Annotated in this window: 20 protein-coding genes; 14 read left to right on the forward strand and 6 right to left on the reverse strand. The window is 44.6% G+C overall.

The window, feature by feature from the left end; all coding sequences use genetic code 11:
- Positions 1 to 109: 109 nt before the first annotated feature.
- Positions 110 to 805 carry an orotidine-5'-phosphate decarboxylase gene (pyrF, locus tag L3V36_RS00445; protein ID WP_017078954.1) on the forward strand — a complete coding sequence of 232 codons (696 nt, stop codon included), beginning with the start codon at positions 110 to 112 and terminating at the stop codon, positions 803 to 805.
- A 126-nt stretch (positions 806 to 931) separates the two neighbouring features.
- Here pyrF and miaE read toward each other — a convergent pair whose 3' ends face one another.
- Positions 932 to 1,726, reverse strand: a complete 795-nt coding sequence (gene miaE / locus L3V36_RS00450) for a tRNA isopentenyl-2-thiomethyl-A-37 hydroxylase MiaE (RefSeq protein ID WP_017093534.1) — start codon at positions 1,724 to 1,726, stop codon at positions 932 to 934.
- Between the two features lie 102 nt (positions 1,727 to 1,828).
- Positions 1,829 to 2,593, reverse strand: a complete 765-nt coding sequence (locus L3V36_RS00455; protein ID WP_004734562.1) for a hypothetical protein — start codon at positions 2,591 to 2,593, stop codon at positions 1,829 to 1,831.
- Positions 2,594 to 2,915: 322 nt separating this feature from the next.
- Between L3V36_RS00455 and cysB the strand changes: the two genes are divergently transcribed.
- Both cysB and L3V36_RS00465 read left to right on the forward strand, forming a co-directional pair.
- Positions 2,916 to 3,890 carry an HTH-type transcriptional regulator CysB gene (cysB, locus tag L3V36_RS00460; RefSeq protein WP_004734561.1) on the forward strand — a complete coding sequence of 325 codons (975 nt, stop codon included), beginning with the start codon at positions 2,916 to 2,918 and terminating at the stop codon, positions 3,888 to 3,890.
- A gap of 342 nt (positions 3,891 to 4,232) precedes the next feature.
- Positions 4,233 to 5,441 carry a methyltransferase gene (locus L3V36_RS00465; RefSeq protein WP_208773991.1) on the forward strand — a complete coding sequence of 403 codons (1,209 nt, stop codon included), beginning with the start codon at positions 4,233 to 4,235 and terminating at the stop codon, positions 5,439 to 5,441.
- Positions 5,442 to 5,671: 230 nt separating this feature from the next.
- Here the strand turns inward: L3V36_RS00465 and ald are convergent, their stop codons facing one another.
- A complete protein-coding gene (gene ald / locus L3V36_RS00470) occupies positions 5,672 to 6,796 on the reverse strand; it encodes an alanine dehydrogenase (protein WP_004734559.1) in 1,125 nt (374 codons plus the stop codon).
- A 156-nt stretch (positions 6,797 to 6,952) separates the two neighbouring features.
- Between ald and lrp the strand changes: the two genes are divergently transcribed.
- The 6 genes from lrp to L3V36_RS00500 all read left to right on the forward strand — a co-directional run bounded on the left by lrp (position 6,953) and on the right by L3V36_RS00500 (position 14,836).
- Positions 6,953 to 7,447 (forward strand): leucine-responsive transcriptional regulator Lrp, encoded by a 495-nt coding sequence (gene lrp, locus L3V36_RS00475; protein ID WP_004734558.1) that lies wholly within the window; start codon positions 6,953 to 6,955, stop codon positions 7,445 to 7,447.
- A 162-nt stretch (positions 7,448 to 7,609) separates the two neighbouring features.
- The gene (locus tag L3V36_RS00480; RefSeq protein ID WP_208773993.1) at positions 7,610 to 10,792 is read left to right on the forward strand and encodes a DNA translocase FtsK 4TM domain-containing protein; all 3,183 of its coding nucleotides are present in this window, start codon (positions 7,610 to 7,612) and stop codon (positions 10,790 to 10,792) included.
- A gap of 75 nt (positions 10,793 to 10,867) precedes the next feature.
- Positions 10,868 to 11,464 carry an outer membrane lipoprotein chaperone LolA gene (lolA, locus tag L3V36_RS00485; protein WP_108116984.1) on the forward strand — a complete coding sequence of 199 codons (597 nt, stop codon included), beginning with the start codon at positions 10,868 to 10,870 and terminating at the stop codon, positions 11,462 to 11,464.
- A gap of 64 nt (positions 11,465 to 11,528) precedes the next feature.
- Positions 11,529 to 12,884, forward strand: a complete 1,356-nt coding sequence (locus L3V36_RS00490; RefSeq protein ID WP_017089177.1) for a replication-associated recombination protein A — start codon at positions 11,529 to 11,531, stop codon at positions 12,882 to 12,884.
- Positions 12,885 to 13,026: 142 nt separating this feature from the next.
- Positions 13,027 to 14,334: a serine--tRNA ligase gene (gene serS, locus L3V36_RS00495; RefSeq protein WP_004734554.1), complete on the forward strand. Its 1,308-nt coding sequence runs from the start codon at positions 13,027 to 13,029 to the stop codon at positions 14,332 to 14,334.
- A 235-nt stretch (positions 14,335 to 14,569) separates the two neighbouring features.
- On the forward strand, positions 14,570 to 14,836 hold the full coding sequence (locus tag L3V36_RS00500; protein WP_017083256.1) for a DksA/TraR family C4-type zinc finger protein: 267 nt from the start codon (positions 14,570 to 14,572) through the stop codon (positions 14,834 to 14,836).
- Positions 14,837 to 14,940: 104 nt separating this feature from the next.
- Here L3V36_RS00500 and bioA read toward each other — a convergent pair whose 3' ends face one another.
- A complete protein-coding gene (gene bioA / locus L3V36_RS00505; protein ID WP_208773994.1) occupies positions 14,941 to 16,218 on the reverse strand; it encodes an adenosylmethionine--8-amino-7-oxononanoate transaminase in 1,278 nt (425 codons plus the stop codon).
- 159 nt (positions 16,219 to 16,377) lie between these two features.
- Here bioA and bioB point away from each other — a divergent pair, with 159 nt between their 5' ends.
- From bioB to bioD, 4 genes are read left to right on the forward strand one after another with little or no spacing between them, the layout of a single operon-like run.
- Positions 16,378 to 17,430 (forward strand): biotin synthase BioB, encoded by a 1,053-nt coding sequence (gene bioB, locus L3V36_RS00510; RefSeq protein ID WP_004734551.1) that lies wholly within the window; start codon positions 16,378 to 16,380, stop codon positions 17,428 to 17,430.
- Positions 17,417 to 18,628, forward strand: coding sequence for an 8-amino-7-oxononanoate synthase (bioF, locus tag L3V36_RS00515; protein WP_208773996.1), 1,212 nt, complete (start codon positions 17,417 to 17,419; stop codon positions 18,626 to 18,628). Before bioB ends, bioF begins: the two co-directional genes overlap by 14 nt.
- On the forward strand, positions 18,629 to 19,432 hold the full coding sequence (bioC, locus tag L3V36_RS00520) for a malonyl-ACP O-methyltransferase BioC (protein WP_054541048.1): 804 nt from the start codon (positions 18,629 to 18,631) through the stop codon (positions 19,430 to 19,432).
- A complete protein-coding gene (gene bioD / locus L3V36_RS00525; RefSeq protein WP_004734548.1) occupies positions 19,429 to 20,112 on the forward strand; it encodes a dethiobiotin synthase in 684 nt (227 codons plus the stop codon). Before bioC ends, bioD begins: the two co-directional genes overlap by 4 nt.
- A 110-nt stretch (positions 20,113 to 20,222) precedes the next feature.
- Here bioD and L3V36_RS00530 read toward each other — a convergent pair whose 3' ends face one another.
- Positions 20,223 to 20,390 carry a hypothetical protein gene (locus L3V36_RS00530; protein WP_017078977.1) on the reverse strand — a complete coding sequence of 56 codons (168 nt, stop codon included), beginning with the start codon at positions 20,388 to 20,390 and terminating at the stop codon, positions 20,223 to 20,225.
- A gap of 277 nt (positions 20,391 to 20,667) precedes the next feature.
- On the opposite strand from L3V36_RS00530, the gene htpX reads away from it, so the two are divergent.
- Positions 20,668 to 21,531: a protease HtpX gene (htpX, locus tag L3V36_RS00535; RefSeq protein ID WP_017094423.1), complete on the forward strand. Its 864-nt coding sequence runs from the start codon at positions 20,668 to 20,670 to the stop codon at positions 21,529 to 21,531.
- A gap of 261 nt (positions 21,532 to 21,792) precedes the next feature.
- On the opposite strand, the gene purB is transcribed toward htpX, so the two are convergent.
- Complete coding sequence (gene purB / locus L3V36_RS00540) at positions 21,793 to 23,163, reverse strand: adenylosuccinate lyase (protein ID WP_017083261.1); 1,371 nt, start codon at positions 23,161 to 23,163, stop codon at positions 21,793 to 21,795.
- Between the last annotated feature and the right edge of the window lie 12 nt (positions 23,164 to 23,175).

The raw sequence follows: 23,175 nt of genomic DNA on the forward strand, positions 1-23,175 counted from the left end.
TTAAGACCAAATTATTAATTGCAGCTTTCGGGCTGCATTTTTATGACTGTTATTTATGGCCTGATTGGTATAAATATTTTGTAGAAAGTTAACTGCGTTAGGAGATGAAATGAACGACCAAAAAATCATTGTAGCATTGGATTATGATAACCAAGCGGATGCGTTAGCCTTTGTTGATCGTATTGACCCAGCATCTTGCCGTCTAAAAGTGGGCAAAGAGATGTTTACCTTGTTTGGTCCTGAATTTGTTCGTGAATTGCATAAACGTGGTTTCTCAGTATTTTTGGATCTTAAATTCCACGACATCCCGAACACATGTTCAAAAGCTGTGCGAGCTGCCGCGGAACTAGGCGTTTGGATGGTAAACGTACATGCAAGTGGCGGTGAGCGCATGATGACGGCGTCTCGCGAAATTTTGGAACCGTATGGTAAAGATCGTCCGTTGCTGATTGGCGTGACAGTACTGACGAGTATGGAGCAATCTGACTTGGCGGGTATTGGTTTGGATCTTGAGCCACAGCAGCAGGTGATGCGCTTGGCATCTCTGACTAAAAACTCAGGCTTAGACGGCGTTGTATGTTCGGCACAAGAGGCGTCTTTACTGAAAGGTGCACTTGGTCAAGAATTCAAGCTAGTAACTCCTGGTATTCGTCCTGTAGGTGCTGATGTTGGTGACCAGAAGAGAATCATGACGCCTTCTAAAGCGATTGAGTCAGGTTCTGACTACCTTGTTATCGGTCGCCCTATCACTCAAGCGATAGATCCTGCCGCTGTACTTGCAGAGATCAACGGTACGCTAGCTTAGGTTTGCATCAGAAAGCTATTCGAATAAGAAGGCCAGCAAATAGCTGGCCTTCTTATTTGTGTACGAGGCCTTTTCATTTGTGTACGAGGCATTTAATTGGTCTGGACTTGAGTTATCTTGCCTAGTCTAAAGCGGAGCGCCACTATGGAATTTAAAATCGCTGTCTTCTGAAGTGATAAGATCCGCTTCTACTTGCGCGAAATGAGCAATACGCTCTGAGATATCTTTCCCTGCGATCTGCTCTGCTAACTCAAGGTAATCTTGGTAATGTCGAGCCTCTGAGCGAAGCAGAGACACGTAAAACTTCTCCATATCTTCTTCCAAGAATGGAGCTAATTTAGCGAAACGCTCACAAGAGCGAGCTTCGATAAACGCACCGATGATGAGCTTATCAACTAGAGCATCGGGTTCGTAAGTTTTGACTTGCTTGATTAAACCCTTAGCGTAGCGACCCGCTTCAATCGGTTGGTAAGTGACGCCTTTCTTTACCATCAATTCCATGACTTGGTAGAAATGATGCAGCTCTTCTTTGATCAGCAATACCATTTTATCGATCAGGTCAGCGCCGTAATTGCAGCCTTCTTTCGCTGTAATTTGCTTTGATACGTTGCTTTTACCACGCAGAGACTCTAAGTCTCCGATACGACGGTAAGCAAATTGCTCGTAGGGCAAAATCCATTCATTCAGTTGCTTTGCGCTTTCTTTATCAACTGCGTACTTGCGGATAAGGAACAAAGCACTCTGTGCCGCCTTAAGCTCACAAAGCATGTGATCGCGTAGAATGATGTGAAGGTTTTCAGGCTTTTTGGCTTCATCGATCCATGAATCTGGCGTTTCAGCTTTAAGAAAAGAGTGGATTGGAGCTAATAATTCTTGATACATGGTCAGGGCAAGTTTGTTGATAATGCGGGATTTTATCACAGCTCAAGAGATCTCCCTATACAGAGAAAGGAAATTCAACAGCTACAAAAAAGGCCGCTAATTTAATGTAAATAAGCGGCCTTTAAGTATTGCGTTAGACAGTTACCATTTCTTCTTCTGACCGAAGAGGGCGTCCATGTCTTCGTCACGCTCTTTAGATTCGATCTGTTGTAAATCTTGCGCGTTTTTATCTTGGCGCTTCTGATCAAGATCGTTAAGCATCTGCTGAAGCTTTTCTTTCGCTTGAGTAGAGTATGAATCGTTCTTAGTTGCTAATGCGTCGATACCTTTACGCAGTAACTGAATTGCTGTGCCTGGCTGTCCGCGAGAAATCGAGTCGTTTGCACGCTTGATAACATTTTCGATATTGATGCGAATTTGAATCGTCTCTAAACGAGCGTTTTCAACCACATAAGCTTGAGTCTCGAAGCGGCCTTTATTGTGCTCGTTACGGACCGTATCACGTAGGCGCTTAACTAGCTTCAGCATCATGATCGCTTGTTTGTCACTGCTTGGAACGCGGAAGGTAGTACTTTCACCACCTTGGTAGTTCTCTTTAAGCTGAGTGATTTGTTGTTTTACGCTTTCAATGCGTTGGGCAAGCTGCTTGTTTTTGGGATCGAGCTGATACATGTTTTCTAACGCATCAAGAATTCGATTGTTTAAGCATATAAGAAGATCTTGGCTAAACGGCATGTGATGAGCATTGCCAATCAACTCTTCTGTTCCGTCAATAATGGTTAGATAACGAGAAGCTTCCTGTTTCTTCGCTGTTTCTACCTTAACTTTGTATTGAAGCATGATGTTGTAGCCTAAAACCAACACCAAAAGAACGGCGACTAAGGCGATTATTAAACCAATATTCATATATTTGTGTCTGCTTGTTGTTTTCTATAGCTAACTTGAGAGGATACACGATTCCATTGTGTATCGGCACTCGTAAATTGCAATTTCTGATTATCTCTTGTTGAGCACAATCGGCAATCAAAACTTACCAACTAATGTATGAGAATGAGGTGTGGGTTGCAAAGCGTTAGTGATGTTTTTGTTTGTTAAGCTAGAAAAACTCATTATTTCTGTCATTTTGGTTCTCGAAGCGTTATAACTATTAATTATATTACACGAGACTATAAAGCTCTATTTGCAAATAAGTTAGCGCAGAAATGAGTAAAGGATTACGAGGTTAGATATGAAGTTACAGCAACTGAAGTACATTGTTGAGGTTCTAAACCATAACCTAAATGTTTCAGCGACAGCAGAGAGTTTGTATACATCTCAGCCCGGCATTAGTAAACAAGTTAGGTTACTTGAAGACGAGCTAGGCATTCAGATTTTTGAACGTAGCGGTAAGCATTTAACTCAGGTTACACAAGCCGGTGAGGATATTATTCGTATCTCTCAAGAGATTTTGGCACGTGTAGAGAGTATTAAAGCAGTCGCGGGTGAGCACACTCATCCCGAGATGGGCACATTGAATATTTCAACCACTCATACTCAAGCTCGTTATGCGCTCCCTGATGTGATTAAAGGTTTCACGGCACGTTATCCAAAAGTGTCGCTTCACATGCACCAAGGTACACCAAGCCAGATGTCAGAAGCGGTCGCTAAAGGGACTGCGAACTTTGCGATTGCAACGGAAGCGCTGCACCTTTATCAAGATGCAATTATGCTGCCTTGTTATCACTGGAACCGTTCAATAGTCGTAACTAAAGATCATCCTCTTGCGCAAAAACGAACTATCTCGATTGAAGATCTTGCTGCTTATTCTCTCGTGACTTATGTATTTGGTTTTACTGGCCGTTCTGAGCTTGATACTGCATTCAACAAAGTAGGATTAACACCGCGAGTTGTGTTTACCGCAACGGATGCAGACGTAATTAAAACTTATGTTCGTATGGGGATCGGAGTTGGTGTAATCGCAAGTATGGCGATTGACCACGAACAAGATACAGATTTGGTTGCTATTGATGCGAGCCACCTATTTGGTGCTAGCACCACAAGCATTGGCTTTAGAAAAGGCACTTTCCTGCGTTCTTACATGTTTGATTTTATGGAGCGTTTTGCACCACACTTAACTCGTCCTGTGGTTGAACAAGCTATTTCTTTGAAATCGAATGAAGAAATCGAAGAGATGTTTAAAGACATCGACCTGCCCGTTCGCTAAGGGGCTCAGTCTTTAACTCGATTCCTATTCGGCCTGTTTACAGGCCGTTTTCATTTGAACTCGGTTTTGGTTTCTACCAATCGTAGTAAATAACGGGTCACCCTAGCTTGTTAAAATGCTCGATAACGTTGTTAGAACTTTTGATTGCAGAATAAGTACTTATCGAAACGACTTGCCGAACAGAGCTGCCTTGTTCTCAAGCCTTTTACTGCGCTACTTCTGTTCACTGACTTTCCGTGATTGGTATGACTTACTGATAGCCTGCCCCTATAGCCTCGATTTGTATCCTTCCTTTCCATTTTGGCCTCTTACCCCTACAATCCTCGCATCATAGGGGGAAGCATGCATTCACGATTTACAATACTCGACTCATTCTTGTTAGAGCACCAAGTCTATTGGCGTTCGGAACCTTTTCATCTATGCCAAACTCACCATCAACCATGGAAAGATGTGAATCGTCCACTTGTCGATTGGCTAGAAGGTTTGAGTATTGAGCGCATTCAAACGTTAAAAGAGCAGCCTCAGCTTTTGGTCGAGGAACTGACTCGCTTCCTCCCTCGATTAGATGCTGCTAACCAAAATATCCAGTTTGATAACACGGCTTTGGTTGGACTAGACCTCCCACGTGGTACTGCTGATGGTATTCCCGGCAGAAAGCTGCAACAAATCGTGGCGATGGGAGAGGCTGCACTTGAACACCATCATGGTAAAGAGTGGCTGGAGTGGTGTTCTGGCAAAGGTTTTCTGGGCCGAATTTTATCTCAACAATCAGGTCAAAAGGTCACTAGCTTTGAATGGCAACAATTGTTATGTGAAAGCGGACAAAAGGTAGCAGACGACCAGAAATTAGAAATGCACTTTGTCCAAGGTGACGCGTTTTCAGAGGAAGCAGATGGCGTATTTAACTCTGATCAACACGCTGTTGCGCTCCATGCTTGTGGTGATCTGCATGTTGAACTGGTGAAAAAGTCTGTTTCACACGGGCTATCGGCGGTAACAATTTCCCCTTGTTGCTATCACCTTATTCGAGGCGATGTGTATCAAGCTATGTCTACCATGGCCAAAGGTTCAGCATTAACGTTGAGCAAAAGCGACTTAAGAATCCCGCTTCAAGAAACCGTCACTGGTGGTGAAAGAGTAAAGAGACATCGCCAACTAGAGATGAGTTATCGTTTGGGCTTGAGCAAACTGCTCAAAGCTGAACGTCATATCGACGAATACATTCCGGTGCCAAGCATTAAAAAATCAGAGCTATCTAAGGGTTTTGAATCATTCTGCCGCTGGGCATCTGAAGTGAAAAAAATATCGCTTGGCTCAGACGTCGATTTTGATTTCTATTTAGCCCAAGGTGAGACGCTTTTCTGGGAAATGGAGAAGTTGAGCTTAGTACAACAAGTCTTTAGACGCCCATTGGAGATATGGTTGGCCTTTGATCGTGCCATCTATCTGAAAGAACAAGGCTATGAAGCTTCGATTGAAGAGTTCTGTGAACGCAGTATTACGCCAAGAAACCTATTGATTCATGGGGTTAAAGTTGAGCGTTATCAGTAAACAGAACTGTTGCGTGTTTTACGATCTAAACTCATAAACTCATAAACTCATAAACTCATAAACGCAAAACAAAGTCATAAATGAAAAATGAAGCTATAAATACAAGACAAAGCTATAAATGCAAAAAAAGCCAGCGCGACATAATGTCGTACTGGCTTTTTGTTTAATGTGTATGAGTTAACTGAACGCTTCAACGAGAAGGTTATTGCGCTCAGTTAGCTATTACAGCATTAGTTAAACATTGCGATTGCTTCAGCTGGGTCTACATATTCTAGGTCAAAGCTCTCTGCAACTTCTTTACAAGTCACTTTACCGTGGATTACGTTTAGACCTTCTAGGAAACCTTCATCAGATAGAAGTGCTTCGCGGTAGCCTTTGTTCGCTAGCTTAACAATGTAAGGAAGTGTTGCGTTGTTTAGCGCGTAAGTAGAAGTACGAGCAACGGCACCTGGCATGTTAGCAACACAGTAGTGAACTACGTCATCAACAATGTAAGTTGGATCGGCGTGAGTGGTTGCGTGTGAAGTTTCGAAACAACCACCTTGGTCGATTGCAACGTCAACAACAGCTGAACCTGGCTTCATTTTAGCGATGTGATCTTTTGTAACCAATTTAGGCGCTGCTGCACCTGGGATCAGTACTGCACCAATCACTAGGTCTGCTTCTAGAACATGCTTCTCGATAGCGTCTTCAGTAGAATAAACCACTTTTGCGCGACCTTGGAATTCTTCATCAAGACGACGAAGCGTATCTACGTTGCGATCAAGAATGGTTACGTCTGCGCGAAGGCCAACAGCCATACGTGCTGCGTTAGCACCCACAACACCGCCGCCAACAACAACAACTTTCGCTGGTTCAACACCAGGAACGCCGCCAAGAAGAAGACCACAACCACCGTTAGATTTTTCTAGTGTTTGTGCACCTGCTTGAATAGACATGCGACCAGCGACTTCAGACATTGGTGCTAATAGTGGCAAGCGACCCATATTATCTGTTACAGTCTCATAGGCTACGCAGACAGCTTTGCTCTTGATTAGCTCTTCCGTTTGTGGAAAATCTGGTGCAAGGTGTAAATAGGTAAATAATATTTGCCCTTCACGAAGCATAGCTCGCTCGACAGCTTGAGGTTCTTTAACCTTTACAATCATCTCTGCTTTCGCGAAAACGTCAGCAGCAGTAGGAAGAATGGATGCGCCTACAGCGATGTAATCATCGTCTGAAAAACCGATACCAGTACCGGCATTGGTTTCAACAAAAACTTGGTGGCTATGTGAGATTAGTTCTCTCACGCTAGCTGGGGTCATACCAACGCGGTATTCGTGGTTCTTGATTTCCTTCGGTACGCCAATGATCATCCTGACTCCTCATTATATTATGGTTGTTTTATCTATGTGTAGGGTAATTCTGTCGAATTAATATCTAGTATAGATAGGTTCAGATAGAATTTGATACCGAATATTAAAAAGTTGTAGTATATTTTTTTGCAAGGAAGTAATAAGGTGGAATAAAAAATGGCAGACAATTATAAGAAGCCGTCCAAGGAACTAGATCGTATTGACCGCAACATTCTTAATGAGTTGCAAAAAGACGGTCGTATCTCAAACGTTGAACTCTCAAAACGAGTAGGACTTTCTCCAACTCCATGTCTTGAGCGTGTTCGTCGTTTAGAACGTCAAGGTTACATTACTGGGTACACAGCGTTGCTGAACCCACAGTATCTTGATGCTTCACTTTTAGTGTTTGTTGAAATTACGTTGAACCGTGGTGCTCCAGATGTGTTCGAACAATTCAACACCGCTGTGCAGAAACTGGATGACATCCAAGAGTGTCATTTAGTGTCGGGTGATTTTGACTATCTTCTAAAAACACGTGTATCGGATATGGGTGCTTACCGTAAGCTACTGGGTGATACGTTACTTCGTCTACCGGGCGTAAACGACACTCGAACTTACGTTGTAATGGAAGAAGTGAAACAAACCAATCAACTTGTGATTAAAACTCGTTAGTCACAATTGGTGAAATGAAAGAAAGCGGACATTTGTTCCGCTTTCTTGCTTTCTGGAATTGGGTTTTTCTGTTTGATATGGTTAAATCAACAGTAGTTTCATTGAAACGGGCGGCTTTGGTCGCTCGAGATGTTTTATTCCGTTTAATTATTAAGTTGGTTTATGTTCAAGCAGAGCAGTAATAAAGTAGAAACAATCATTAAAACGAGTGAAGAGCCTCAGTCTCCTCGTTTGAATGGTTCTCAACGTCTAAAAGAGTGCAGCCTGATTATGGGTGTTCTCTTCTCTATTCTACTTGCCGTTGCGTTATTAACTTTTAGTCCTGCAGACCCATCATGGTCGCAAACGGCGTGGGGTGGTGACATTCAAAATGCGGGTGGCTACTTAGGTGCATGGTTGGCGGATACGCTTTTCTTTGTGTTTGGTTCTCTGGCTTACCCTTTACCTATCTTGGTAACGGTTGCTGCGTGGGTATTATTCCGTAAACGTAATGAAGACGAGCAGATCGATTTCATGCTGTGGGGTACTCGCTTACTTGGCCTTACTGTCCTTATTCTTACTAGTTGCGGTCTAGCCGATATCAACTTTGACGACATTTGGTACTTTTCGTCAGGTGGCGTCGTGGGTGATGTACTAACAAGCCTTGCGCTTCCCACGTTAAATGTTCTCGGTAGTACGCTAGTTCTTCTTTTCTTATGGGGAGCTGGCTTGACGCTATTAACTGGAATTTCTTGGTTAAGTATTGTGGAATGGCTAGGCGAATGTGCCATTAAATTTTTTACATCTGCTTTTAATAAGGCGCGTGGCCAAGATCAAGAGCTACTTGAGCCTGAATTGAAAGAATCGACAGACAGAGATTCTCTAACAGAACGTCATCAAGAGCCGACTTTCCGTGATGTCCCTGCGTTAGAAGACAATCTTATCGAAGGTAAGGCTATAGAAGGGTATAAAGAAGCAGAACAAGATCAGCTCGACCCTGCGATGAGCTTCTCTGCGACCAACGACTCTTCAGACACTGGCGTAAATGCGTTGGACAACAGTGCAACGTCGAAGCGTCATTACAATATTCATATGCCAGTAGAGGCTCCAGCTAAGCCAGAGGTTTCTACTTATGAGGCACCGCAAGTTCAACCTGAAATTCAACCAGAGCAACCTATCTCTGTCGCTCCTGTTTACCACGCGCCAGAAGAACCTTTCGAAGAAGGTATTGAGCGCTCGAAGCAGTTGAATGCGACGATAGAGCAGCTAGAAAATGCCGCTATGTATGAAGATGATCTCGCTGAGCAAGATCAGACGGATGCTCACGAATCTCAGGCTGCGTACCAACAATACATGCAGAACGACCAACCAGAAGTTGTCCCTACTGACATTGGCCTTGAAAGTGCTGAGTCAGCAGTCGATAGCACTTCAGAAGTTGATCGCACTCCAGAAGTTGAGAGTGAATTCGATACGGAAGATGTTCAACCTGAATCGTTATACGCTTCGCCAATGGGTGAACCAGAAGAACCAAGCGAAGACGATTTCTTAGTACAAGCATCACCGTTTGATGTGGCTGAAGAACAAAGTTATGAACAGTCTACAGAGTTCGAGTCTGTATCGACTGAAGAAGATAATGCAGAGCAATCTGAGTCTTTAGTTAACCAACAAAATAATTCAGAATTTGAGCAATCAAACGAACAAACTCAAGAGCCAACGGTTGATCTTCCTTGGGAACAGGTAACAGAAGAAGAGCCTCTTCACCCAGACCAAGATGTAGCAGCCTTCCAAAGCCTTGTCTCTGAGGCACAGGCGAACATGGCGGCGACACAAAACCCATTCCTCGTTCAGCAAGATGTTAACTTACCGAAACCGGCCGAACCATTGCCAACGCTTGAGTTGTTGTTCCACCCTGAAAAACGTGAAACCTTTATTGACCGCGATGCACTAGAGGCGATCGCTCGTCTTGTTGAATCGAAGCTAGCGGACTACAAGATCAAAGCTGATGTGGTTGATATTTTCCCAGGTCCTGTCATCACTCGATTTGAACTCGATCTGGCTCCGGGCGTCAAAGTAAGCCGTATTTCTGGCCTTTCTATGGACTTAGCTCGTTCGCTTTCTGCATTGGCAGTACGTGTCGTCGAGGTAATACCAGGTAAACCTTATGTTGGTTTGGAATTGCCGAACATGAGCCGTCAAACCGTATTCTTCTCCGATGTGGTGGGCAGCCCTCAGTTCCAAGAAGCGAAGTCACCAACGACCGTTGTTCTAGGGCAAGATATTGCTGGTGAAGCAGTTATTGCTGACCTATCGAAGATGCCACATGTTCTGGTTGCAGGTACAACCGGTTCTGGTAAATCTGTGGGTGTGAACGTGATGATCTTGAGTATGCTTTACAAGGCATCGCCTGAAGAAGTTCGTTTCATCATGATCGACCCGAAAATGTTGGAATTGTCTATCTATGAAGGTATTCCACATCTATTGTCTGAAGTTGTGACTGACATGAAAGATGCGTCTAACGCCCTTCGTTGGTGTGTAGGTGAAATGGAGCGTCGTTACAAATTGATGTCGGCTCTCGGTGTTCGTAACATCAAAGGCTACAACGACAAATTGAAGATGGCCGCGGAAGCGGGTCACCCAATTCATGACCCACTGTGGAAGCCGGGCGACAGCATGGATCCTGAAGCACCATTGTTGGAAAAACTGCCTTATATTGTGGTTGTCGTCGATGAATTCGCTGATTTAATCATGGTAGTCGGTAAGAAAGTGGAAGAACTGATTGCACGTTTGGCGCAGAAAGCGCGTGCGGCTGGTGTTCACTTGATCTTAGCCACTCAACGTCCTTCGGTGGATGTTATTACTGGTCTTATTAAAGCAAACATCCCAACACGTGTTGCCTTTACGGTATCAACCAAAACGGATTCAAGAACTATTCTTGACCAAGGTGGTGCAGAATCATTATTGGGTATGGGTGATATGTTGTACTTACCACCGGGTTCAAGCCACACAACTCGTGTACACGGTGCGTTTGCATCTGATGATGATGTACACGCGGTAGTGAACAACTGGAAAGCACGCGGTAAGCCAAACTATATTGAAGAGATTACGAACGGCGACCAAACCCCAGAAACACTGTTACCGGGTGAGAAGATGGAAGGCGATGAAGAAGTCGATCCTCTGTTTGATCAAGTGGTAGAGCACGTTGTCCATTCACGTCGTGGTTCAGTTTCTGGCGTGCAACGTCGATTCAAAATTGGCTACAACCGCGCGGCACGAATTGTTGAGCAGCTTGAAGCTCAAGGCATTGTGAGTGCTCCGGGCCATAACGGTAACCGTGAAGTCTTAGCGCCAGCGCCACCAAAAGATTAGTTCCGATCGGAACTCATAACTATTCAGTCGGTCAAATCGAAAATATGACCGACTTATGTTCTAACAGGATTATTGATGAAAAAAGTATTCGCACTTTTATTTATGAGCTTTTCAGTATTGGCTTCTCCGAAAGAAGAACTGAGTAGCCGCTTGTCATTGAATGCAGGTTTTAGCGCCGACTTTAAACAAGTCGTGACTAGCCCTGATGGTGATGTTGTTATGGAAGGCGAGGGCACGGTTGAGATTGCACGCCCAAGCTTATTCCGTTGGGAAACGACTTTCCCTGATGAAAACGTGTTGGTATCTGATGGTCAAAGCTTGTGGTACTACAGCCCGTTCATTGAGCAGGTTAGTATTTACTGGCAAGAGCAAGCAACATCACAAACACCTTTTGTCTTGCTGACTCGTAACCAAGAAAGCGATTGGGACAACTACAATGTCGCACAAACGGGTAACCAATTTACGCTAACGCCGACAGCCGTGGATTCTAATCAGGGCGACTTCCAGATTAAGATCACTAAAAAGGGTATTGTTCAGGGCTTTAACGTGATTGAACAAGACGGTCAGAAAGGTGAGTTTACTTTTAGCAATGTTGACTTAGGGAAACCTGCAGCAGACCGCTTTACTTTTGTGGCACCGGAAGGTGTCGAGGTCGACGACCAAAGAAACTGATCTAATGAAGCAGATCATTTGGTAGTACGTCGATAGGCACAGATGCCATCAACGAATCAAGAGATTGCAATTGAGTAATTACAGCTTAGATTTTGCAGGGGACGAAGATTTTCGTCCCCTTGCTGCTCGTATGAGACCTGAAACTGTCGAACAGTACATCGGTCAGCAGCATATATTAGGCCCAGGTAAACCCCTTCGCAGAGCGTTGGAAGCGGGCCATATTCACTCGATGATTCTATGGGGGCCTCCTGGCACCGGTAAAACCACGTTGGCGGAAGTGGCAGCAAATTATGCGAATGCTGAAGTTGAGCGCGTATCAGCGGTAACCTCGGGTGTTAAAGACATTCGTATCGCGATTGAAAAAGCGCGTGAAAACAAACAAGCAGGGCGCAGAACGATCCTGTTTGTGGACGAAGTCCATCGCTTTAACAAAAGTCAGCAAGATGCCTTTTTGCCACACATTGAAGATGGCACCGTGACTTTTATTGGCGCGACCACAGAAAACCCATCCTTTGAACTGAACAACGCTTTGTTGTCACGTGCGCGTGTTTACAAGCTGACTTCGCTTCATACCGATGATATTTCTCTCGTTATTCGCCAAGCTATTGAAGATAAACAGCGCGGTCTGGGTGATGTGACGGCTGATTTTGCTGATAACGTCTTAGATCGCCTCGCTGAACTGGTCAACGGTGATGCACGTATGTCGCTCAACTATCTTGAGCTGCTGTATGACATGGCGGAAGACAACGACAAAGGCGAGAAAGCGATAACGTTACAGTTGCTGGCTGAGGTAGCAGGGGAGAAAGTCGCTCGCTTTGATAATAAGGGCGATATTTGGTACGACTTGATCTCCGCTGTTCACAAATCGATTCGCGGTTCAAACCCTGATGCGGCGTTGTATTGGTCAGCAAGAATGATTGCTGCGGGTTGTGACCCTTTGTATATCGTAAGACGCTTGCTAGCGATAGCTTCTGAAGATATCGGTAATGCTGACCCAAGAGCAATGCAGGTCGCAATGTCCGCTTGGGACTGCTTCACTCGAATTGGTCCTGCCGAAGGTGAGCGTGCTATTGCACAGGCGGTTGTTTATCTCGCGTGTGCACCAAAGAGTAACGCCGTTTACACCGCTTGGAAGCAAGCGTTAACGGATGCACACAATCTGCCTGAGTATGAAGTTCCTCATCATTTACGAAATGCACCTACAACTTTGATGAAGGACATGGGCTACGGGCAAGAATACCGTTATGCTCATGACGAACCTGGTGCCTACGCAGCTGGCGAAAAGTATTTGCCCCCTGAAATGGGAGAGAAGCAATACTATTTCCCAACAAAACGAGGCTTAGAGACTAAAATTGGCGAGAAGCTAGATTATCTGGCGGATTTGGACGCAAAAAGCCCACAAAAACGCTATGAAAAGTAGTCTTTTTTGGATATCGTTACCTAGTCATAAAAATTCAATTAAATCGTTTGGAATTGGTCGAAATAGCACCAGTTTTAGGGGTTTAGCAGTGATTCAGTAGCAATCTACTGAATATTCAAATAACTAAAGCATAGGATTAGCAATGCTGGATTCTAAATTACTTCGAGCTGAGCTGGATGAAACAGCGGCAAAATTAGCACGTCGAGGCTTCACCCTTGATGTAGAGACAATTCGTGAACTTGAAGAAAAACGTAAGTCCCTTCAGATGAAAACTGAAGAGCTGCAAGCGTTACGTAACTCTCGATCGAAGTCCATTGGTCAAGCGAAAGCAAAAGGCGACCATGAAGAAGCTGAGCGTATCCTTGCTGAAGTAGGCAACTTAGGCGCAGAACTAGACCAAGCTAAAGTAACATTGGCTGAGCTTCAATCTGAGCTAGAAACGATCACCATGTCAATTCCTAACCTACCTGATGCAGAAGTGCCAGACGGTAAAGATGAAGACGACAACGTAGAAGTTTCTCGTTGGGGTCAACCTAAGACTTACGACTTCGAAGTGAAAGATCACGTAGATCTTGGCGAAATGTCTGGCGGTCTTGATTTTGCTAGCGCAGTTAAAATCTCAGGTTCTCGTTTCATCGTGATGAAAGGCAAATTTGCACGTCTACACCGTGCTATTGCTCAGTTCATGCTGGATCTTCACACTGATGAGCACGGCTACACAGAAATGTACGTGCCGTACCTAGTGAACCACGATAGCCTATACGGTACTGGTCAACTTCCTAAGTTCGGCGAAGACTTGTTCCACACAAGCCCGCTAACTGAACAAGTAAGTGACGTACCTCTTAAGACTCTATCGCTTATCCCTACGGCAGAAGTACCGGTAACGAACATGGTTCGTGACACGATTACTGATGAAGCTGAACTGCCACTTAAGATGACAGCTCACACGCCATGTTTCCGCTCTGAAGCGGGTTCTTACGGTCGTGACACTCGTGGTCTTATCCGTATGCACCAATTCGACAAAGTTGAGCTAGTACAAATCACTAAGCCAGAAGACTCAATGGCAGCGCTTGAAGAGCTAACAGGTCATGCTGAGAAAGTACTTCAACTTCTAGAGCTTCCTTACCGTAAAGTGATTCTATGTACAGGTGACATGGGCTTCGGTTCTGCGAAAACTTACGACTTAGAAGTATGGGTTCCAGCACAAGAGACTTACCGTGAAATCTCTTCTTGTTCAAACATGTGGGATTTCCAAGCGCGTCGTATGCAAGCTCGTTTCCGTCGTAAAGGCGAGAAGAAACCTGAACTTGTACACACACTAAACGGTTCTGGTCTTGCTGTTGGTCGTACTATGGTTGCTATTCTTGAGAACAACCAAGAAGCAGATGGCCGTATTGCTATCCCAACAGTACTTCAACCATACATGGGCGGCGTAACGCACATTGGTTAATTGGTTAATTGGTTAATTGGTTAATCAGTAAAACTGTTATACGAAAACCCAGTCAATCGGCTGGGTTTTTTATTATCTGTTACACCGGAAAGCAGTAAGTCGAGGGCCAGTTTCATTACTCATTTGTAATAGTGTTTCTCTAATTTTGGTTATTATTACATCACTCAGAAATGGTTATAATGCGCTCTTACCGCGGTAGGTACAAATTTTCTCATGCAAATACAGAGGAGGACTTATGGCCGTAGGATGGGCAGGTGACGATAGCGTCAGTCAGCAAATTCAAAATACCATTGATGATGAAATCTCTCGTGTAAGAGGGAGCATTCAAAGTGGGGAAAGCTTGCATTATTGTGACGAGTGCGGTGATGAAATATCAGAAAAGAGACGGCTAGCGATTAAAGGCGTGCGTTTCTGTATTGGATGCCAGTCCATGTTTGAACACGTTGCGCATCGTCACTCATTGTTCAATCGCAGAGCAAGTAAAGACAGCCAACTTCGTTAGAAGGTGGTCGTTCTCTATTGTCGATAATAATGAACTCACCTCTCCTTAACTTCAATATTGCAGATAGCAAATGAACCAGTAAGGAGAGGTAATATCTTTGTCTTCTATTTAAAGCAGTGGCGATCTTTTAATGCGCAATTAATAGCGGAAACAAGTTTCTCGATGTGCTCAGGCTTGCTAATGAAAGGGGGCATCATATAAATTAACTTACCAAAAGGACGGATCCAAACACCTTGCTCTACAAAGTGCGCTTGAATGGTTTCCATATCGACAGGTGTATGTGTTTCAACAACGCCAATAGCGCCTAACCAACGAACGTCTTTGACAAGGTCATGCTCTCGCAACGGTGGTAGCAACTCAGAAAAGAGTTGTTCAATCTGTTGAGTCTGATTTTTCCAATGGCCTTGCTCGATGATGGATAAACTTGCTGCACCCACAGCACAAGCTAAAGGGTTGCCCATAAAGGTAGGCCCGTGCATAAAACAACCCGCTTCACCGCCACATACGGTGTCTGCGACTTCTTTGCTCGCAAGCGTCGCTGACAGCGTCATATAGCCGCCAGTTAAAGCCTTGCCTACGCATAAGATATCGGGTTGAACATCGGCATGCTCACAGGCGAACAGTTTGCCTGTTCGGCCAAATCCGGTCGCAATCTCATCCAAAATAAGTAATACGTTGAATTCATCACACAGTAAGCGAACTTGTTTTAGGAACTCAGGGTGGTAGATGCGCATGCCGCCAGCGCCTTGAACGATAGGCTCTAAGATTACGGCGGCAACCTCTTCATGATGGGCTGTGAGTTTCTCTCGAAAGCTATTGATGTCACTTGAATTCCAATCATCCCAAAAGCCGGTTTTTGGCGAATCAGCGAAAATGTGCTCAGGCAAAAAGCCTTTGTAAAGGCTATGCATCGAGTTATCCGGATCGGTCACTGACATAGCTGCGAAGGTATCACCGTGGTAACCATCTCTTAGCGTTAGGAACTTTGAACGCGGTTGCCCTTTAGCATGCCAGTACTGCAGTGCCATTTTAAGGCTAACTTCCACGGCCACTGAACCTGAATCGGCCAAGAATACGTGCTCTAGATTACTTGGCGCTAAATTCAGCAGTTTCTTACATAAATCGATAGCGGGCTGGTGGGTGATACCGCCAAACATAACGTGTGAAACCTTATCGATTTGGCTGTGAGCCGCAGCATTGAGCTTTGGATGATTGTAGCCGTGGATGGTTGACCACCAAGATGACATACCATCAATAATTCGTTTTCCGCCTTCTAATTCTAGGTAAACACCGTCTGCGTTGGTGACTGGGTAGCAGGTCAGAGGTGTTAACGTTGATGTGTAAGGATGCCAGATATGCTGGCGGTCAAAGGCGAGATCCATAGTAACTTCCATTCTTGATATGGTTAAAAAATAACCAGATGTAAACTTTTGATATTATCAATGTGTTGACAGTCTAAAGCTTGTCGGTAGACTAGCCAAGCATAAATGCAATCTCTATTAATAGAGATGCAACATCAAATAATAAAAAAGGATCGACACGTGGAAGTTCGTCATGACTGGACAGTTGCTGAAGTAACAGCACTGCTTGAAAAACCGTTTATGGATTTAATGTTTGAAGCTCAAGTCGTTCATAGACGGTACCAAGAGCACAACCACGTGCAAGTGAGTACGCTTCTATCGATAAAGACGGGTGCTTGTCCTGAAGATTGTAAGTACTGCCCTCAAAGTGCTCACTACCGAACGGATGTCGACAAAGAACGCTTAATGGAAGTCGAGCGTGTTTTGGATGCTGCGCTAAAAGCTAAGAATGCGGGCTCAACTCGCTTTTGTATGGGCGCTGCATGGAAAAACCCGAAAGAGCGCGATATGCCTCACCTTACCGACATGATCAAAGGTGTGAAAGGGATGGGTTTGGAAACCTGTATGACACTGGGCATGTTAACGCCCGATCAAGCGGGTGAGTTAGCGGATGCGGGTTTGGATTACTACAACCATAACCTTGATACGTCTCCTGAGTTTTACGGCAGCATCATTACTACTCGTACTTACCAAGATCGTTTAGATACCTTATCTCACGTGCGTGATGCCGGTATGAAGATCTGCTCTGGTGGTATTATTGGTATGGGTGAAAGCACCAATGACCGTGCCGGCTTACTTGTTGAACTTGCTAACCTTCCTGTACACCCTGAAAGTGTGCCAATCAACATGCTCGTAAAAGTGAAAGGCACACCGATGGAAAACGTCGACGATGTTGAGTCTTTCGATTTTATCAAACTGATTGCCATTGCTCGTATCATGATGCCAATGTCTGCGGTTCGTCTATCAGCGGGTCGTGAGAATATGAATGAACAGATGCAAGCGATGTGTTTCATGGCTGGCGCGAACTCTATCTTCTACGGTTGTAAGCTACTGACTACACCAAACCCAGATGAAGACACGGATATGCAGCTGTTTAAGAAGTTAGGTATCAACAGCCAACAAGTGGCTCAGAAGCCTGATGAAATTCAAGAAAACGAACTGTTAGATCAAGTGGTGGAGCGCGTTGCTGCTCGTCCAACGAAAGATGACATGTTCTACGATGCCACTGTTTAAATCTCGTATTAAAGATGCCCTTGCTCATCGCCGTGAGCAAGGGTTAACTCGTCAACTTAAAGTGTTAGAAAACAGTAATGGTCCTTTGCTTACGAGCGAAGGTTCTAGCTTCATTAATTTTTCGAGTAATGACTATTTAGGTTTGGCAAACGATCCTGAACTGGTCGATGCATGGCAAACCGGACTTTCCCAATATGGTGCTGGCAGTGCAGCATCGCCATTGGTCACGGGCTTTAGTCCTGCTCATCGAAATTTAGAGGCTCAGCTGTGTGAATGGCTTGGCTTTGAACGTGCCATTCTCTTTAGTTCTGGTTTCAGTGCTAATCAAGCCTTGTTGTTTTCTCTGCTCGAGAAAGACGATTCTCTACTGCAAGATAAGCTTAACCACGCCTCTTTGATGGAAGCGGGGATGCTTTCTCCTGCGACAATGAAACGTTTCAAGCACAACGATACGCAGCACCTCGAGTCTTTACTAAGTCGCTCTCCACAATCGTTAGTTGTGACTGAAGGTGTGTTCAGCATGGATGGCGACAAAGCGCCTCTTAGCCAGATATTTAACCTGACTAATCGATACGACAGTTGGTTGGCGGTTGATGATGCCCACGGTATTGGCGTATTAGGTGATAAAGGGGCTGGGAGCTGCAGTGCGGCACAAATCTCACCTGATATCTTGGTGGTGACTTTTGGTAAAGCATTTGGCCTTTCTGGTGCTGCGATTCTTTGTTCGTCAGAGGTGGGTGACTACTTAACTCAGTTTGCTCGTCATCATGTGTATTCGACAGCGATGCCCCCTTCACAAGCGGTGGCTTTGTCTCATGCTTGTAAGATGATTCAGACGCAAGAGTGGCGTCGTGAGAAGTTGACAGAACTTGGCGCCCTTTATGCTGAGCAGATGAGTGGCGTGAAAGGCTTTATTGATACTCAGACGCCGATCAAGCCATTTTTAATCGGCGAAGCCCAAGCTGCACTATCTATTGCTGAAGAGTTAAAGCGCAATCAAGTTTGGGTAACGGCAATAAGGCCACCAACGGTGCCTATTGGGACTGCTCGTTTACGAATTACGTTAACGGCCAATCACAGTCAGGAACAGATTCTTCAGTTAACTGACTCGTTGCTTCAAGCAATAGAGCGAAGCAACGACTTTGAAAGCCAACCAAGCATAGAATCAAGCTTTGAATTAAAGAAAGAGGCTCAGTAAATGTCACAAGAAGCAGTAGTGCATAATTACGTAGGCCAAGATAAGAGTGCGATTGCCGAAGCCTTCGGTAAAGCAGCGACAACATATGACAAACACGCTGAATTTCAGCGCGATGTCGGCCACCGACTACTGGATAAGCTACCGAGAGACCTCTCTGGCTTAAAGGTGCTCGATTTAGGTTGTGGTACTGGCTACTTCTCTGAGCAGATGGTAAAGCGTGGTGCTGAAGTGGTGTGTGCTGATCTTTCTGTTGGAATGTTAGAAAGGGCAGAGCAGCGCTGTGGTGCATCGGTTTCTTTATATCAACAAGCCGATGCTGAACAATTGCCGTTTGAAGATGGGTGTTTTGACATCGTTTTTTCAAGCTTAGCGTTGCAATGGTGTGATGATTTATCCTCACCTTTAAAAGAGATGAAGCGCGTTGTAGCGGTTGGCGGACGTGTGATTTTCTCAACTTTGCTTGATGGGTCACTGTTTGAACTGGAAAAATCATGGTCCAAAATTGACGCACATCAACACGTTAACCATTTTATTACAATCAATCAGGTAAAAATTGCGTTAGCGCAATCTAGCTGTACTGCTCATCAACTAGACTTGCCCACCATCACCGTTTGGTACGACACTGCGTTTGAACTGATGCGCGACCTTAAAGGTATCGGCGCGAATCACGTAAGTGGTCGCTCACAAGGTTTAACAAGTCGCCGCATGTTGCAGCTTGTTGAACGGGAATATCGAGAGTTTAAAAACCATCAAGGTTTCTTACCAGCAACATATCAAGTTTGTTTAGGGGTTATTCAATTATGATTGATGCATTATTCATTGCAGGTACGGATACCGAAGTGGGAAAAACTGTGGTTTCAAAAGCGATTCTTCAAGCTTTGGCCGCACAGGATTTATCAACAATTGGTTATAAACCAGTTGCTGCAGGGTGTGAACAATACCCTGAAGGGTTACGTAACAGTGATGCATTGCACCTTCAAGAAGCTGCGACGCAAGATGTTGCTTACGAAGACGTTAACCCGTATGCATTGTTGCTACCATCATCACCTCATATCGCAGCTAAGCATGACGGTGTCGTGGTTGATGAAGCGGTATTATCAGCGAAGCTAGAAGAGCATAAGCAAAACTCTGACATCGTTTTAGTTGAAGGTGCTGGTGGTTGGCGTGTACCCGTTTCAGATGACGAATACTTATCTAGTTGGGTTAAGAAAGAGCAGCTTCCAGTTGTCCTAACTGTTGGTATTAAGCTTGGCTGTTTGAGCCACGCTCTGTTAACTGCTGAAGCGATTCGTGCAGATGGTCTAAACCTAGTAGGTTGGGTAGCGAACCGCATTAATCCAGGCACTGAACATTATGCTGATATTATTGCGATGCTTGAAGACAAGCTAGGTGCGCCGAAGTTAGGTGAAATCCCTTACGTACCAAGAGCAAAGTCTAAGAACATTGGTAAGTACATTGATGTGCAGCCTTTACTTGCGCTTTGATTCTCACCTTGTGTACTAAATAAGAAAAGGGCTGCGATTGCAGCCCTTTTGCTATGTTAAGCCTTTAGACCATACGTTTGTAAAAACGGGTCTTTTGAACAAGTTTGGGATTAATGTTCTTTTGTCAGTCCCATTAATGCTTGTTGCGTTTCTGTGATTTTTGTCTGTGCCGTTTGTGGAGTTAGGATCCCAATCTGCTTTTTTGCTTCTTCTTCAGTAATCCCTAGGTGACAGCACAGTAAATCGATAGCCATTTGAGTGTTAGTACCTTCAACCATGATCCTTCCCTTTTTGTACATGGACTAGCCAATAAATCATCTGAGGTCACTGTAAACGGATTGTTATATCGACACCATACGACTTAGGTCTAATAGACCGTGATTAACTCATCTACAATCTCGTAATCAAATGTTGCAATTTAATGCTTAACCTTGTTTTCTTAATCTAAGACTATATGTATAAGTAAGTATAAGTCTTCAAGGTTGGAATCTATTGCTGTCTGCCTTGTCTATAACAATAAGTTTTATAAAAACAGCTTTCATGCGGAGATAAGTAATGAAGCGAGTAATGTTGTTCCTTGCAACCAACCTTGCGGTTGTATTGGTACTAAGTGTTGTTCTTAATATTGTATATGCAGTCACAGGTATGCAACCAGGAAGCCTTTCAGGCTTGTTGTTAATGGCTGCGGTGTTTGGTTTTGGCGGTTCATTCATCTCATTAATGATGTCAAAGAAAATGGCGCTACGCTCAGTAGGCGGCATGGTAATTGAAAGCCCACGTAACGAAACAGAACATTGGTTGATGGAGACGGTAAGCCGTCAATCTCAACAAGTTGGTATTGGTATGCCAACAGTGGCGATCTACGACTCGCCAGACATCAACGCATTCGCGACGGGTGCTAAGCGTGACGATTCATTGGTAGCAGTATCAACAGGTCTGCTGCACAACATGACGCGTGATGAAGCTGAAGCTGTATTAGCGCATGAAGTGAGCCACATCGCAAACGGCGACATGGTGACCATGACGTTAATGCAGGGTGTTGTGAACACGTTTGTTATCTTCTTATCTCGTTTCATCGCCAACATTGTTGCGTCGAACGATAACGAAGAAGAGGGCGGCAGCAACATGATGGTGTACTTCGGTGTGTCTATGGTGTTGGAATTGGTATTTGGTTTCTTAGCAAGCTTCATTACGATGTGGTATAGCCGTCATCGTGAATTCCATGCCGATGCAGGTGCAGCGAACCTAGTAGGTAAAGAGAAGATGATTGCAGCGCTAGAGCGCCTAAAGGTGAGCCATGAGCCACAACTAGAAGGTTCTATGATGGCATTTGGTATCAACGGTAAGAAGTCTCTAACAGAGCTTCTAATGAGCCACCCACCGCTAGACAAGCGTATTGCGTCTCTACGTAACATATAATTTCTAATACAAGCAGTTGTCGTTAAGCGGCAATAGGTATTCTAAAGGCTTCCTTCGGGAGGCCTTTTTTGATCTTGGCATTTAAGGATGTTTGTCTAATGTGGCTTGCAGTATTTGAATGGGGGAGGTGAGTAGGACAAGTCAGGTTTGATTGACGACTGTTGTTTACTTAGGGACTACTGTTCGAGACATTTGTTCTACGCAACAAAAAGGCTTCCACATGGGAAGCCTTAGTCTATTCTGTGATTCGAACTTCGAATCTTACAGCTTGTCAGTTAGCTCGATTGCTTGACCGATGTAGTTCGCTGGCGTCATCTCTTTTAGACGTACTTTCTCGTCTGCAGGGATTTCAAGACCATCGATGAATGCACGCATGCCTTCGCCATCTACACGTTTACCACGAGTTAGCTCTTTTAGCTTTTCGTATGGCTTCTCGATGCCGTAACGACGCATTACTGTTTGTACTGGTTCAGCCAATACTTCCCAGTTTTTGTCTAGTTCAGCAAGTAGCGCAGCACGGTTAACTTCAAGCTTGCTAATACCTTTCAGAGTCGAAGTGTATGCAATGATTGCGTAGCCAACACCAACACCTAGGTTACGAAGAACCGTAGAGTCAGTAAGGTCACGCTGCCAGCGAGAAACTGGAAGTTTTTGTGCTAGGTGGCTAAATACTGCGTTCGCTAGACCAAGGTTGCCTTCAGAGTTTTCGAAGTCAATTGGGTTAACTTTATGCGGCATTGTAGAAGAGCCGATTTCGCCAGCAATAGTCTTCTGCTTGAAGTGACCAAGAGCGATGTAGCCCCAAACGTCACGGTCGAAGTCCAGAAGGATTGTGTTGAAACGAGCAACAGCATCAAACAGCTCAGCGATGTAATCGTGAGGTTCGATTTGAGTTGTGTACGGGTTCCAAGTTACGCCAAGAGATTCAGTGATGAACTCTTCGCTGAACTGGTGCCATTCAACTTCTGGGTATGCAGAAAGGTGTGCGTTGTAGTTACCTACAGCACCGTTGATTTTCGCTAGGATCTCAACGTTTTCGATTTGCTTGTATTGACGTTCCATACGGTACGCAACGTTAGCCATCTCTTTACCCATAGTAGAAGGAGAAGCTGGCTGACCGTGTGTGCGAGACAGTAATGGAATATCACGGTACTCGTTCGCAAGTGCTTTGATAGCATCAATTACGTTGCGGATTTCTGGAAGAATCACGGTATCACGAGCTTCTTTAAGCATAAGCGCGTGAGAGGTGTTGTTGATGTCTTCAGAAGTACATGCAAAGTGAATAAATTCGTTTACAGCGTGAAGTTCAGGAACGCCAGCAACTTTCTCTTTCAAGAAGTACTCAACCGCTTTAACGTCGTGGTTAGTCGTGCGCTCGATCTCTTTGATACGTAGAGCATCTTCTTCACTGAAGTTAGCAGCTAGTTCATCAAGAAACTGGTTAGCTTCTGCACTAAACGCTGGCACTTCTTTGATTGCATCTGTAGCTGCAAGCTTTTGTAACCAACGAACTTCAACGATAGAGCGGTACTTTAGTAGGCCAAACTCACTAAAGATGCTGCGTAATGCAACAGTCTTGCTTCCGTAACGGCCGTCTACTGGTGAAACAGCAGTCAATGCTGACAGTTCCATGGTGTTCTCCTG

Source organism: Vibrio sp. G-C-1, assembly GCF_021728015.1.
In the GTDB taxonomy this organism is placed as follows: Bacteria; Pseudomonadota; Gammaproteobacteria; order Enterobacterales; family Vibrionaceae; genus Vibrio; species Vibrio splendidus.